Origin of the sequence: Tabrizicola sp. TH137, from assembly GCF_002855575.1 — a bacterium.
GTDB lineage: Bacteria > Pseudomonadota > Alphaproteobacteria > Rhodobacterales > Rhodobacteraceae > Paragemmobacter.
The window spans coordinates 141,555-156,130 of sequence record NZ_PKRQ01000001.1 but is presented as its reverse complement, the minus strand read 5'-3'; the positions used below and the strand labels follow the sequence as shown (position 1 = coordinate 156,130).

Here is a 14,576-nt window from a genome sequence, read left to right as displayed (position 1 = left end):
GGTGGAGAAGGTCGGCCCCCTCCCGCCGCTCCATGCCCTTCTGGCGACGGGCAAGGTGATCCCGCTGGGGCAGGGCTGGGTGCTGGAACCGCTGGAGGCAGGCTTTCTTCTCAAGGGCCTGGCGCAGGCGGTGCAGGTGCAGGTGACGCCCGAAGAGGCGCAGTCCCTGCGCCAGGGCGAGGTGACGGCGGAAAGCCTGGCGGCCCGCTATGGCGCGCTGCCGACCCAGCCGCCACCCCACGCCCCGCCGGGGGCGGCCATCACGGTGGCCTTCTCGGACGAGGCGCTGCGGCTGGCCGGAACGGACCGGCCGACGGGAAAAGGCGGGCGCGCCGGATCTGGCGCACCGCAGAACATCGGCGCCGGGGCGGGGCTCGACCTGCCCCGCGCTGCAAGGATCGGGGCGGTCGTGATCGCCCTCATGCTCTTGGCCCTGATCTGGGCCCTCTGAGGAACGGGAGAAGACGCATATGGCGCGCAAGGCGGGCATCATCGGGGGCGGGGTCATCGGCGGCGGCTGGGCTGCGCGCTTCCTGCTCAATGGCTGGGACGTGGCGGTCTTCGACCCCGATCCCGAGGCCCCGCGCAAGGTGGGCGAGGTCATCGCCAACGCGAAGCGCGCGCTCCCCGCCCTGTCGGACGGCCCGATGCCGCTCGAAGGCAAGTTGACCTTCGCCTCCACCATCACCGAGGCGGTGGAAGGGGCGGATTACATCCAGGAATCCGTTTCCGAACGGCTGGACCTGAAACACCGCGTCTTCGCGCAAATTCAACAGGTTGCACCCGGCACGCCCATCGGTTCCTCTACCTCTGGCTTCAAACCCTCCGAACTGCAACAGAACGCCGCCAACCCCGCCACGATCTTCGTGGCCCATCCCTTCAACCCTGTCTATCTCCTGCCCCTCGCCGAAATCGTGCCGTCGGCCAAATCCGACCCCGCCCTGATCGAGGCCGCCAAGGAAACCCTGCGCGAAATCGGCATGTTCCCCTTGCATATCCGCAAGGAGATCGACGCCCATATCGCCGACCGCTTCCTCGAAGCCGTGTGGCGCGAGGCGCTCTGGCTGGTCAAGGACGGCATCGCCACGACGGAAGAGATCGACGAGGCGATCCGCATGGGCTTTGGCCTGCGCTGGGGCCAGATGGGCCTGTTCGAGACCTACCGCATCGCGGGGGGCGAGGCGGGGATGAAGCATTTCATGGCCCAGTTCGGCCCCTGCCTGACCTGGCCCTGGACCAAACTGATGGACGTGCCGGAGTTCAATGATGAACTCGTGGACCTCATCGCCGGGCAGTCCGACGCGCAATCGGGGCATCATTCGATCCGCGAGTTGGAACGCATCCGCGACCAGAACCTGATCGGCTTCCTGCGGGTGCTGAAGGAACGGAACTGGGGCGCGGGCAAGGTCCTGCTGGAACATGACGCCCGCCGCCGTCAGGCCATGCCCGACCCGACCCCCGACCATGCCAAGCCGATGGAAATGGCGCGGATGCATGTCCTGCCGGGCTGGATCGACTATAACGGACACATGACCGAAAGCCGCTATCTCTTTGCGGCCTCGGAAACCTCGGATGCCTTCCTGCGCCATATCGGGGCGGATATCGCCTATGTCGGCACGGGCTTCAGCTATTACACGGCGGAGACCCACATCATGCATCTGGGCGAGGCCAAGCTGGGCGATGCGCTGTCCGGGACGGTTCAGGTGCTGCATGCCGATGAAAAGCGGCTGCATATCTTCATCCGCATCCTGAAGGGCGATGAGGCGGTGGCGACCCTGGAACAGATGCTGCTGCATGTGGACATGAAGGCGGGCAAGACCTGCGCCGCACCGGCCGCGATCCTTGACCGTCTGCTGCCCATCGCCAAGGCCCATGCCGCCCTGCCGCGCCCCGAAGCGGCGGGCCGCCATGTGGGGCAGAAGAAGTGACACGCCGCGTCCTGATCACGGCAGGGGCGAACGGGATCGGGCTGGTGATGGCCCGCGCCTTCGCCGCTGCCGGAGATCAGGTCTGGGTGACCGATGTGGATGCCGCCGCCGTGGCGACCGTGCCGCCGGGTATCCGCGCCATCCGCTGCGATGCATCGGATGAAGGCGAGATGATCGCCCTCTTCGCCGCCATCTCCGACGATTGGGGCGGGCTGGACGTGCTTTGCGCCAATGCAGGGATCAAGGGCCCGACCGCCGCGATCGAGGACATGGACCTTGCGGAATGGCACGCTTGCCTTGCTGTCAACCTCGATGGCGCGATGATCGCGGCCAAACACGCCGCGCGGCTGATGAAACCGGCGGGGCAGGGCGTGATGATCTTCACCTCCTCCACCTCCGGCCTCTACGGCACGCCCTACCGCGCCCCCTATGTGGCGGCGAAATGGGGCGTCATCGGCCTGATGAAGACGGTGGCGATGGAACTCGGCCCCCACGGCATCCGCGCCAATGCGATCTGCCCCGGCTCGGTGAATGGCCCTCGCATCGACCGCGTGATCGAGGCCGAGGCCGCGGCCAAGGGCATGACTCCCGATGCCGTCCGTCAGGGCTATGCCAGCGGCACCGCGATGAAGCGGCTGACCGATCCCGAAGATGTCGCCGCCATGGCGCTGTTCCTTGCCTCGGACGGGGCGAAGATGGTGTCCGGGCAGGCGCTTGCCGTTGACGGCATGACCTACAACGTTGATCCGTAAGGAAGACCGCCATGCATTTCGGCCTGACTGAAGAACAGCAGATGATCGTCGACACGACGCGCAGCTTCGTGGAGAACGAGCTTTACCCCCATGAGATGGAGGTGGAACGCAGCGGCCACCTTCGCATGGACCTGATCAAGCAGATTCAGGCCAAGGCCATGCAGGCGGGCCTTTACGCCGCCAACATGCCGGCCGAGGTGGGGGGGGCGGGCCTCGATACCCTGTCCTGGCTGCTCTACGAAAAGGAACTGGGCAAGGCCAACTACGCGCTGCACTGGACCTGCGTCGCACGGCCGTCGAACATCCTTCTGGCAGGCACCGAAGAGCAGCGTCAGAAATACCTCTACCCCTGCATCCGGGGCGAGAAATGGGATTGTCTCGCCATGACGGAACCGGGCGCCGGGTCCGACCTGCGGGGCATGAAGGCCAGCGCCCGGCAAGATGGTGATGACTGGGTTCTGAACGGCACCAAGCATTTCATCAGCCATGCCGATCTGGCCGATTTCGCCATCTGCTTCATGGCCAGCGGCGAAGAGGATACCCCGCGCGGCAAGAAGAAGCTGATCACCGCCTTCTTCGTCGACAAGGGCACGCCCGGCTTCACCGTGCGCGACGGCTACCGCAATGTCAGCCACCGGGGATATACCAACGCCATCCTCGAATTCGACAATTGCCGCATCCCGAAAAGCCAGATCCTGGGCGAGGTGCACAAGGGGTTCGAGGTGGCCAATACCTGGCTGGGGGCCACCCGACTGCAAGTCGCCGCCACCTGCCTTGGCCGCGCCGAACGCGCGCTGGCCCATGCCGTGCAGTATGCGGCGGAACGCCAGCAATTCGGCCAGTCCATCGGCAAGTTCCAGGGGATCAGCTTCAAGCTTGCCGACATGGCGATGGAGTTGAAGGCGGCGGAACTGCTGACCTGGGAAGCGGCCTGGAAATTCGATCAGGGCACGGTGACCGAGGCCGACATGAGCATGGCCAAGCTGAAGGCGACCGAGGTGCTGGCCTTCATCGCCGACGAGGCGATCCAGATCCATGGCGGTATGGGCCTGATGGATGACCTTCCCCTGGAACGGATCTGGCGCGACGCGCGGGTGGAACGGATATGGGAAGGCACGTCCGAAATCCAGCGCCACATCATCAGCCGCCAGATGCTGCGGGCCTTTGGCGCGTGATGGCAGACTCCGGGGGCGCTTCGCCCCCCGGACCCCCCGAGGATATTTGAGAACAGATGAAGTAACGGAATGTTAATGCATCGAGTCCACTCTGATCGCACGGTACAGGCGGGGACGCCGATGACCGTAACAGGTGAAGTCCCCCTGTCCGTTGTCCGGGCAGGGGGCGCTTTCTGCCTCTTCATCTGTTCCGAGGGCCGGGCATGAGGGACCTGCACCGCCTCCTCCGCCCGCGCTCCATCGCCGTGCTTGGCTCCGGCTGGGCGGCGAATGTGGTCGAGCAATGCCGCAAGATGGGATTCGACGGGCCGGTCTGGCCTGTCCACCCGACACGGGATCAGATTTCGGGGGTATCCTGTTACCGCAGTCTTGCCGATCTGCCCCATGCGCCGGACGCGACCTTCATCGGCGTGAACCGCCATGCCACGCTGGATGTGGTGGCGGAACTCGCCGCGATGGGGGCGGGCGGTGCGACCTGCTTCGCCTCCGGCTGGGAAGAGGCGGGCGAGGCCGATCTTCAGGCCCGTCTTGTGCAGGCGGCGGGGGATATGCCCATCCTTGGCCCCAATTGCTATGGCGTCATCAACTATCTCGACGGCGCGCTCCTCTGGCCCGATCAGCATGGCGGGGTCCGGGTGGAGCGGGGGGTGGCGCTTCTGTCGCAATCCTCCAACATCGTCATCAACCTGACGATGCAGGCCCGCGGGTTGCCGGTGGCCTATGTCGCCTGCCTCGGCAATGCCGCGCAGGTGGGGCTCGCGGAACTGGCCGGCGCGCTGCTCGCGGATGAGCGGGTGACGGCGCTGGGCATGTATGTCGAAGGCATCGACGATGCGGCCGCCTTCGCCGACCTTGCCGAACGCGCGCGGGCGGCGGGCAAGGGCATCGTCTGCATCAAGTCGGGCAAGACGGAACTGTCGCGCACGGCGGCGGCCTCGCATACTGCCTCGCTCGCCGGTGGGGGGGCGGCCTCTTCCGCCTTCCTGCGCGCCTGCGGCGTGGCCGAGGTGGCGACGCCTGCCGAACTGATCGAGACGCTGAAGATCTTCCACCATTGCGGCCCGCAGATCGGCCCGCGCCTCTGTTCGCTGTCCTGTTCCGGGGGCGAGGCGGGGCTGGTGGCCGACCTTGCCGCGCCCTTCGGCGTGGATTTCCCGCCCCCGTCCGAGGCGCAGAGACAGCGACTGGGCGATATCCTCGGCCCCATCGTCTTCATCTCCAACCCCTTGGATTATCACACCTTCATCTGGGGCGACGGGCCGCGCACGACGGATGTCTTCACCACGATGCTGGCAGGATACGACGCAGGCATCTTCATCATCGACCCGCCGCGCCCGGATCGCTGTGATCCCTCCAGTTTCATGCCCGCGCTGGATGCCATCGTGGCGGCCGCGCAGAACACGGGGAAACCCGCCTTCGCCGTCGCCTCCCTGCCGGAGAATTTCGACGAGGCGCTGGCGGTAAAGATGGCCGCGCCCAACGTCGTGCCGATGATGGGTCTGGAAACCGCGCTGGGCGCGATCAAGGCCGCGCAGACGGGGCCGAACCGGGGCGGCTGGCGGCCCTGGCCCGTCATCGGTGACCGCAAGCTGCGGATGCGGGACGAGGCGTCGTCCAAGGCCCTGATCGCGGCGGCTGGTGTGGCCGTGCCTCGCGCGGTGACTGCGCCGACACTTCCGGAACTGGCGGCGAAGGCGGCAGGGCTGACCGCGCCCCTTGCGTTGAAAGGGCTGGGCTTTGCACACAAGACGGAAGCTGGCGCCGTGCGCCTTGGCCTGACCTCGCTGGAAGGGCAGGCCGAGATGGCCGGAGCGCAGGGCTATCTGGCCGAAGAGATGGTCGCGGGCGTGGTGGCGGAACTTCTGGTCGGCCTGCGCCGCGACCCGGTCTATGGCGCGACGGTAACGCTTGGCTTCGGTGGCGTCACGGCGGAAGTCCTGGCCGATACGGTGACCCTTGTCCTGCCGGTGACGGCGGAGGAGGTGGCGCAGGCCCTGCGCCGGTTGCGGCTCTGGCCGCTGCTGGATGGCTATCGAGGGCGGACGAAGGCCGACACGGCCGCCGCCGTGCGGGCCGTCATGGCCTTGCAGGCCTTGATGCAGGCCAGCCCGGCGCTGGAGGAAATCGAGATCAACCCGCTGATGCTGACGGCCACGGGTGCCGTGGCGGTGGACGCGGTCATCTGGGAGGAAGCGGAATGAGCGGCATGCAGATGCGGACCGAAGGCCCGATCCGGACCCGGCGCGAGGGCGCGGTGCTGGAGGTGACGCTGGATCGGCCCAAGGCCAATGCCATCGACCTCGCCACCAGCCGGATCATGGGCCTGACCTTCCGCGACTTCCGCGATGATGACAGCTTGCGCGTCGCCATCCTGCGGGCCGAAGGGGACAAGTTCTTCTGCCCCGGCTGGGACCTGAAGGCCGCTGCCGCAGGCGATGCGGTGGATGGCGATTACGGCGTGGGGGGCTTTGGCGGTTTGCAGGAACTGCCGAACCTGAACAAGCCGGTGATCTGTGCCGTCAACGGCATCTGCTGCGGGGGCGGGCTTGAACTGGCGCTGTCCTGCGACCTGATCCTTGCCTCCGCCAACGCGACCTTTGCCTTGCCGGAAATCCGGTCGGGCACGGTGGCCGATGCGGCCTCAATCAAGCTGCCCAAGCGCATCCCCTATCATGTCGCCATGGACCTGCTGCTGACCGGGCGCTGGTTCGACGCCGAAGAGGCGCTGCGCTGGGGCATCCTGAAAGAAATCACCACCTCCGAAGACCTGCTGCCCAAGGCATGGGAACTTGCCCGGCTGCTGGAAAGCGGGCCGCCACTCGTCTATGCCGCGATCAAGGAAGTGGTGCGCGAGGCTGAGGCGCTGCGCTTTCAGGATGCGCTGAACCGGATCACCAAGCGGCAGTTGGCGACGGTGGACAGGCTCTATTCCAGCGAGGATCAGCTCGAAGGGGCCCGCGCCTTCGCCGAGAAGCGCGATCCCGTCTGGAAAGGCAAGTAACACGGAAACGACAGTTTCCTGTCGCTGTCTGTCACGCCGCCCCATGATGTGGCGCTAGGCTCCGCCGCAAGCAGAGGTGGGCCATCATGGGCAATGAGACGGATTACATCATCGTGGGGGCAGGATCGGCGGGCTGCGTGCTGGCCGACCGGCTGACCGCGAGCGGCAGGCATCGGGTGACGGTGCTGGAGGCAGGCGGGACCGACCGGCGCTTCTTCGTGATGCTGCCTCTGGGCTATGGCAAGCTGTTCTACGACCCTGCGGTGAACTGGCTCTACAAGACCGAACCTGATCCCGGCCTTGCCGGGCAGCGCGACCACTGGCCGCGCGGCAAGGTTCTGGGCGGATCGTCCAGCATCAATGCCATGGTCTATATCCGCGGTCACCGCGCGGATTACGAGGAATGGGAGGCGGCAGGCAATCCCGGCTGGGGCTGGAACGATGTGCTGTCCGCTTACAAGGCCATGGAGGATACCGAGGCGGGCGGCGATGATTGGCGCGGCAAGGGCGGCCCCCTCTTCGTGTCCGCCAATCGCAAGGGGCTGCATCCTCTGGTGAAGGATTACGTTGCCGCCTGCGAAAGCGCCGGCCTGCCGCACAATCCCGATTTCAACGGGGGCAGCCAGGAAGGGGCGGGCATCTACCAGATGACCATCCACAAGGCGCGGCGCAATTCCGCGGCGCGCGCCTTCCTGCGCCCGGCGATGAAGCGACCGAACTGCCGGGTGATCACCGGGGCGATGGTGACGCGGGTCATCATCGAGGAGGGCCGCGCCGTGGGCGTGGACTATGTGCAGGGCGGGCAGACCCGCACCCTGCGCGCCAAGGCCGAGGTGATCCTGTCCGGGGGGGCGATCAACTCGCCGCAACTGCTGCAACTGTCGGGGATCGGGCCGGGCGCCTTGCTGCAAGGCCTGGGAATCCCCGTCCTGCGCGACAACCCCAATGTGGGCGATCATCTGAGCGATCATCAGGGCATCAACTACACCTGGAAGATGCGCGTTCCCACCTATAACGACGAACTCCGCCCGTGGTGGGGCAAGCTGATCGCCGGGATGAAATATGTGCTGGCAGGGTCGGGGCCGCTGGCCAAGTCGATCAACCATGCGGGGGGCTTCTTCCGCACGTCGCCCGACCTCGCACGCCCCAACATGCAGCTATACATGCAGGCCTTCTCCACCCTCATCCCGCGGGAAGGGGAGCGGCCGATCCTGACGCCCGATCCTTTTCCCGGCATGTCGCTTGGCCTGTCGAATTGCCGCCCGACCAGCCGGGGCCATATCCGCATCGGATCGCCCGATCCGTTCCGCCATCCGGTGATCACTGCCAATGCCTTTTCCACCGACCATGACGTGCAGGAAATGCTGCTGGCGGTGAAGTATCTGCGCCATCTAGCGGCGCAGCCGCCTTTGGCCCGCCTGATCGCCGAAGAACTGCGTCCGGGGCCGGAGGTGACGACGGATGAGGCGCTGATCGAGGATTTCCGCAAGCGGTCCGGCACTGTCTATCACCCGTCCTGCACCTGCCGGATGGGGCCGGATGCGGCGACCAGCGTGGCGGATGCGCGGCTGCGGGTGCATGGCGTGGCGGGCTTGCGGGTGATCGACGCCTCCAGCTTCCCCAACCTCATCGCGGGCAACACCAACGCGCCCGCGATGATGCTGGGATGGAAGGGCGCAGAGCTGGTGCTGGCCGACGCGCGCTGATCCTTTGCGGGGGTGCCGTCGATGGGGGCATCGAACCCCCTTCGACGGCGTTGCCACGGCAAGCCGTGGCCGGTCGCCCCAGCCAGGCGTGGGGCGCGGACTAAGGCCGTTCAGTTGAGTATTTTTGCCAAGATGAAGGGGCCGCTTGGTCTTCATCTTGGCCCAAACACTCGTCTTTCCATCTGGGCCGGTAAGGCGCCCGGTCATTCTCCGCGCGGGAAGCGCTTGCTTTCCTCCAGCACGTTCAGGTCCATGTGGTTGCGCATATAGCGTTCGGACGCGGCGCGCAGCGGCTGGTGATCCCAGGGGAAATAGGCGCCATTCCTCAGCGCCTCATACACGACCCATCGGCGGGCCTGGCTTTCGCGCACCGCGGCATCGTAGGCGGCAAGGTCCCAGCGGGCATCGGCCTTGGCGCGGAAGGTGGCGAGGGTTTCGGCATGGGCGGGATCGGCGGCGAGGTTCCTGCGTTCCTGCGGGTCCTCCGCAAGGTTGAACAGCATGTCGGGATCGGCAGGGCAGTGGATGTATTTCCATGCCCCTTCCCGCAGGCAGACCATGGGCGTGACGGTGCCTTCGGCGGCATATTCCATGGCGACGGGGCTTTGGCGCGGGGTTCCCTGGGCCAAGGGGACCAGACTTTCGCCATCCGTCCAGGGCAGGATTTCGGCCATGTCGATACCCGCCAGCGCGCCCAAACTGGGCGTCACGTCAATGGTCGAGACGGGTGTCTCGATCAGCCGGGGGTCAAGGCCGGGGGCCGAGATCATCAGCGGCACGCGGGCGGAGCCTTCGAAGAAGTTCATCTTGAACCACAGACCCCGGTCACCCAGCATCTCGCCATGATCCGACAGGAAGAGGATGATCGCCTCCTGCCGTGTCGCCTCCAGCGTGTCGAGAATCTCGCCGATCTTGGCATCGACATAGGAGATGTTTGCGAAATAGCCCTGACGGGCGCGGCGGATATGGGTGTCGGTGATGTCGAAGGCCCGCCAGTCGCAGGCATCCATCAGGCGCCGCGAATGAGGGTCCTGATCCTCGTAGGGGATCGGCTGCGGCGGTTCGAGTTCCGCCGCGCCTTCGTAAAGGTCCCAGAACTTCCGCCGCGCAACGAAGGGATCATGCGGATGGGTAAAGCTGACGGTCAGGCACCAGGGGCGCGGGTCGTGCCCGCGCGAGAGGTCGTAGAGTTTCTGCACCGCCTGGAAGGCAACGTCGTCGTCATATTCCAACTGGTTCGTGATCTCGGCCACCCCCGCCCCGGTGACGGAGCCGAGGTTGTGATACCACCAGTCGATCCGTTCTCCCGGCTTGCGATAGTCCGGCGTCCAGCCGAAATCGGCAGGATATATGTCGGTGGTGAGCCGTTCCTCGAAGCCGTGCAACTGATCGGGCCCGACGAAATGCATCTTGCCCGACAGCGCCGTCTGATACCCGGCGCGGCGCAGATGATGGGCATAGGTGGGAATGTCCGAGGCGAATTCGGCAGCATTGTCATAGACGCGGGTCCGGCGCGGCAAGGCCCCCGACATGAAGGCCGCGCGGGCCGGGGCACAGAGGGGCGACGGCGTGTAGCTGTTGGCAAAGCGGACGGAGCGCTGCGCAAGTTTCCGCAGGTTCGGCGCGTGCAGGAAGGGGGCCGGGCCATCGGGGAAGAGCGTCCCGGTCAACTGGTCAACCATGAGGATCAAGATGTTGGGGCGCGTGGTCATGGCAGGCTCCGGTCTGGCTGTGCTGGCCGGAGGTTAGGCGAGGGGCCGGGAGCGAGATAGGGGGGATGCGTCCTGTAGCCGCCCTCAGCCGACATTCAGGCGGTCGTCACCCGGTGCAGTCGGACCGGCGGTTTCGGCCCCTGGGCGATGACTCCGCGCGCCTCGAGGTCGAGTTGCACGCATTTCATCCACCATCCCGCCTTTGCCCCATCCGGAAAGAGCATCGCATCCAGATGGGGCAGAAGGGCGGCCTGCGCCTCGGCCACGGTGGGGCCGGGGGCCGTGTCGGGCAGCACGGCAAGAAGGGCGTGCCGCATCGCCTCGTACTTCGCCCGGTCAACGCGGGTGACATGCTGCGGCGAGGCGATGTTCCGCACTTCGATGCGGTCGGACATGTCGGGCATGGGGGCATTTCCTGATGGGTCACGGTGCCGTCGCTGCGCGCAGGATAGCAGGTCGCCGCGCGGGAGGCTGCGCCGGTTTCGGGCGGCCATGTCGCGTTCCGACCTCCATCCGCCGCGAACCGGCAGCGATTCCGGACCTGCCTGTCGTCAGATGCCGGAAAAAGGTCGGAGTGCCCGCATGACCATCCGCAATGATCTTCCCTGCCCGATCATCGAGGACGAGGACATGGGGATCGTGATGCCCGATGGTTGCCGCCTGTCGGCGCGGGTCTGGATGCCAGAGGATGCCTTGACGCGTCCGGTGCCGGCGGTTCTTGAATACATCCCCTATCGCAAGCGCGACGGAACCCTTCCAAGGGACGAGATGATGCATCCCTACGTGGCCGGCCATGGTTATGCCTGCGTCAGGGTGGACATGCGCGGGAACGGCGACAGCGAAGGGCTGATGTCCGACGAATACACCCAATCCGAAATGGAGGATGCGGTCGCCGTCATCGACTGGCTGTCGCGCCAAGCCTGGTGCAGCGGTGCGGTGGGGATGATGGGCAAATCATGGGGCGGCTTCAACTGCCTGCAAGCGGCCTTCAACCAGCCGCCCGCCTTGAAGGCGGTGATTTCGGTCTGTTCCACGACCGACCGTTTTGCCGACGACATCCATTTCAAGGGCGGCTGCCTGCTGGGCGAGAATTTCGGCTGGGGCGCGGTCATGCTGTCCTTCTCCTCACGCCCGCCGGACCCTTTGCTTCGGCCTGACTGGCGGGAAATGTGGATGGAACGGCTTGCAGCGGAGCCGTGGCTTGCTCCGCGCTGGGCCGCCCTTCAGGAGCGTGGGGCCTATTGGAAGCACGGTTCGGTGGGCGAGGATTATGCCCGCATGCAGACCCCGGTGCTGATCTGGGGGGGCTGGGCCGACAATTACATGAATACCGTGGCGCATCTGGTCGAGAACGTGCCTGCACCCTGCAAGGGGATCGTGGGGCCGTGGGTGCATCAGTATCCGCATACCGCAGTGCCGGGGCCGCAAGTTGGGTTCCTGCAACTGGCGGTGCGCTGGTGGGATCGCTGGCTGAAAGGGATCGAGAACGGGGCCGGCGATGACCCCGCCTATCGTGTCTGGATGATGCATTCCGCACCGCCCGACGCGAGTGCGAAGGAGCGGCCGGGTCACTGGGTGGCCGAGGCAGACTGGCCGTCGCAGCGTGTTGCCCCTCGGCGGCTTGCCTTGGGGGCAGAGGGGCGGCTGGGCGGAGAGGGGTCCGCCTTTACGGCGCGGATCGCCACAGCGCAGCATCTTGGCCTGAAGGCGGGAGAGTTCTTCCCGATGGGTCTGAATGCCGAAATGCCGGGCGATCAGCGCGAGGATGATGCGCTGTCCCTCTGCTTCGACGGCGAGGTGTTGAGCGAGGCGCTGGACCTGCTGGGGGCGGCGGAACTGCGGCTGCGGCTTGCTTCGGACAAACCGCTTGGCTTCGTCGTGGCGCGCCTCTGCGATGTGGCCCCTGACGGGGCTTCGGTGAGAATTGCACATGGCATGCTCAACCTCTGCCATCGCGACAGTCGGGAGAAACCGGCGCCAATGGTGCCGGGCGAGGTGACGGAGGTCGTGGTCACACTGGACCAGATGGCCTATCGCCTTGCGCCGGGGCACCGGCTGCGGCTTGCGCTTTCAAACAGCTATTGGCCTTTCGTCTGGCCGTCGCCGGAAGCGGGTTGCTTGACGGTGACCGGGGGCAGCCTGACCCTGCCGGTTCATGCGGGCAGCGTGAATGAGTGGACCCCGCCGCCCGCCGAACATGCCGCCCCGTGGAAGCATCGTGTGATCCGGACCGGCCGGGCGCGACGCTTCATCGAAGAAGATCTCATCGCTGGGACCGTCGCGCTGGTGGTCGAGGATGACCTGGGCGATGCCGAAAACCTGACCCATGGCCTGTGCAGCGGCGAGACGATGAGCGAGCGGTGGGAGATACGACCCGACGATCCGCTGTCGGCCAAGGCGGTGCATGTCTGGGAGCAGCGCCTGTCGCGGGGAGACTGGTCGGTGCGCACCCGCGCCGAGGCGGAGATGACCGGAAGCGCGACGGAACTGAGGCACAAGGCGGTGCTGCGGGCCTGGGAAGGCGAGGTTCTGGTCTTCGAACGGGCATGGGATGACAGCGTCCCGCGCCGTTTCGTGTGAAATTCGTGACCTTCGCATGGGAAAAAACCTTTGCCCCGGGCCAGATTCGCGGGTTACTGATTGGGCAATCAACAAAAATGGCACGCCGGACAGGCGGGCCGCCAACAGGGAGACCACTGGGATGAACTCTGAATTCGACCATCTGCTGAAGCGCGCGGCGCGCGGCCTCATGAGCCGCCGCGAATTCGTGGGACGCGCCTCGGCGCTGGGGATTTCTGCGGCGATGGCGAACACGCTGCTCGCCTCTGTCGCCCGCGCGCAGGAGCCCGTGAAGGGTGGCGTGCTGCGGGCCGGGATGGCGGGCGGGGAATCCACCAACTCGCTCGACCCTGCGCTGGCTGCTTCGGAAGTGCCCTTCATGGTCAACATGACCTGGGGCGAGATGCTGGTTGATGTGAACGCCAAGGGTGAGATCGACTATCGCATTGCCGAAGAGATCAGCGCCAATGCCGATGCGACGGAATGGAAGTTCAAGATCCGCGCCGGTGTGGAGTTCCACGACGGCAAGACCGTGACGGCCGAGGACGTGGTTGCCACGCTGAAGCGGCATACCGACGAGAAGTCGCAGTCCGGTGCGCTTGGCATTGTTCAGGGCATTTCGGACATGAAGGCCGAGGGTGACATGGTGACCCTGACGCTGGCCTCCGGCAATGCCGACCTTCCCTTCCTGATGGCGGATTATCACCTCGTGATCCAGCCGGGCGGTGGCGTGGACAATCCCGCCGCAGGCATCGGCGCCGGTCCCTACAAGGTCGTCGCGAACGAGCCGGGCGTGCGTCATGTCTTCGAACGCCACGCGAACTATTTCGACAGCAGCATGGGCCATGCCGATCAGGTCGAAATCCTTGTGATCAACGACAACACGGCGCGGACGGCGGCCCTTCAGGCCGGTCAGGTGCACATGATCAACCGGGTCGACCCGAAGATCATCGAACTGCTCAAGGGCGTTCCGGGCATCTCGATCGAGCATGTGGCGGGCCGTGGCCACTATGTCTTCATCATGCATTGTGACAAGGCACCCTTCGACAACAAGGACCTTCGCAATGCGTTGAAACTGGCGATCAACCGGCAGGAGATGGTGGACAAGATCCTCGGCGGCTACGGCTCGCGCGGGAACGACTTCCCGATCAACGCGGCCTATCCGTTGTTCGACGACTCCATCCCCCAGCGCGAATACGATGCCGCCGCTGCGGCCGAACTCTACAAGGCTTCGGGCCATGACGGCAGCCCGATCATCCTGCGCACGGCGCCGGGTGCCTTCCCCGGTGCGGTGGAGGCGGCGCAACTCTTCCAGCAATCTGCCGCTGCGGCGGGCATCCCGCTGGAGGTGAAAGTCGAACCCGATGACGGCTACTGGTCCAACGTCTGGAACGTCGAACCCTTCTGCGCCTCTTACTGGGGCGGGCGTCCGGTGCAGGACCAGATGTATTCGACGGCCTACCTGTCCACCGCCGACTGGAACGACACCAAGTTCAAGAACGCCCGTTTCGACGAACTGCTCATCGCGGCGCGTGCGGAACTGGATCAGGTCAAGCGCAAGGCGATGTACACGGAAATGGCCAATATCCTGCGCGATGAAGGCGGCCTGATCTGCCCGATGTTCAACGACTTCGTCGAAGCCAAGCGCGAAGAAGTGGGCGGCTGGGCCCCCGACCCGAACGGGGAACTGATGAACGGTCGCGCACTCGCCAAGTGCTGGCTGAACGCCTGATCGGGTTCGTG

General features: G+C 65.8%; 11 protein-coding genes. 9 read left to right on the top strand and 2 right to left on the bottom strand.

Annotated features, from left to right (window positions below):
* Window position 1 precedes the first annotated feature (1 nt).
* The 7 genes from C0V75_RS00765 (at window position 2) to C0V75_RS00735 (ending at window position 8,562) form a co-directional block, all read left to right on the top strand.
* Window positions 2–451, top strand: coding sequence for a hypothetical protein (locus tag C0V75_RS00765; RefSeq protein WP_101918995.1), 450 nt, complete (start codon window positions 2–4; stop codon window positions 449–451).
* 19 nt (window positions 452–470) lie between these two features.
* Window positions 471–1,928, top strand: coding sequence for a carnitine 3-dehydrogenase (locus tag C0V75_RS00760; RefSeq protein ID WP_101918994.1), 1,458 nt, complete (start codon window positions 471–473; stop codon window positions 1,926–1,928).
* Window positions 1,925–2,680: an SDR family oxidoreductase gene (locus C0V75_RS00755; protein ID WP_101918993.1), complete on the top strand. Its 756-nt coding sequence runs from the start codon at window positions 1,925–1,927 to the stop codon at window positions 2,678–2,680. The genes C0V75_RS00760 and C0V75_RS00755 overlap by 4 nt, the downstream gene beginning before the upstream one ends.
* Before the next feature lie 11 nt (window positions 2,681–2,691).
* Entirely contained in the window at window positions 2,692–3,855 is a 1,164-nt protein-coding gene (locus C0V75_RS00750; RefSeq protein WP_101918992.1) for an acyl-CoA dehydrogenase family protein, read from the top strand.
* A 203-nt stretch (window positions 3,856–4,058) separates the two neighbouring features.
* Window positions 4,059–6,056 (top strand): acetate--CoA ligase family protein, encoded by a 1,998-nt coding sequence (locus C0V75_RS00745; protein ID WP_101918991.1) that lies wholly within the window; start codon window positions 4,059–4,061, stop codon window positions 6,054–6,056.
* Complete coding sequence (locus tag C0V75_RS00740; RefSeq protein WP_254216339.1) at window positions 6,053–6,856, top strand: carnitinyl-CoA dehydratase; 804 nt, start codon at window positions 6,053–6,055, stop codon at window positions 6,854–6,856. The genes C0V75_RS00745 and C0V75_RS00740 overlap by 4 nt, the downstream gene beginning before the upstream one ends.
* A gap of 86 nt (window positions 6,857–6,942) precedes the next feature.
* The gene (locus C0V75_RS00735) at window positions 6,943–8,562 is read left to right on the top strand and encodes a GMC family oxidoreductase (protein WP_101918990.1); all 1,620 of its coding nucleotides are present in this window, start codon (window positions 6,943–6,945) and stop codon (window positions 8,560–8,562) included.
* A gap of 203 nt (window positions 8,563–8,765) precedes the next feature.
* On the opposite strand, the gene betC is transcribed toward C0V75_RS00735, so the two are convergent.
* Window positions 8,766–10,274, bottom strand: coding sequence for a choline-sulfatase (gene betC, locus C0V75_RS00730; protein ID WP_101918989.1), 1,509 nt, complete (start codon window positions 10,272–10,274; stop codon window positions 8,766–8,768).
* Window positions 10,275–10,369: 95 nt separating this feature from the next.
* The gene (locus tag C0V75_RS00725) at window positions 10,370–10,678 is read right to left on the bottom strand and encodes a hypothetical protein (protein ID WP_254216338.1); all 309 of its coding nucleotides are present in this window, start codon (window positions 10,676–10,678) and stop codon (window positions 10,370–10,372) included.
* A 178-nt stretch (window positions 10,679–10,856) separates the two neighbouring features.
* Between C0V75_RS00725 and C0V75_RS00720 the strand changes: the two genes are divergently transcribed.
* The gene (locus C0V75_RS00720; protein ID WP_101918988.1) at window positions 10,857–12,854 is read left to right on the top strand and encodes a CocE/NonD family hydrolase; all 1,998 of its coding nucleotides are present in this window, start codon (window positions 10,857–10,859) and stop codon (window positions 12,852–12,854) included.
* 121 nt (window positions 12,855–12,975) lie between these two features.
* A complete protein-coding gene (locus C0V75_RS00715; RefSeq protein ID WP_101918987.1) occupies window positions 12,976–14,565 on the top strand; it encodes an ABC transporter substrate-binding protein in 1,590 nt (529 codons plus the stop codon).
* The last annotated feature ends 11 nt before the right edge of the window (window positions 14,566–14,576 follow it).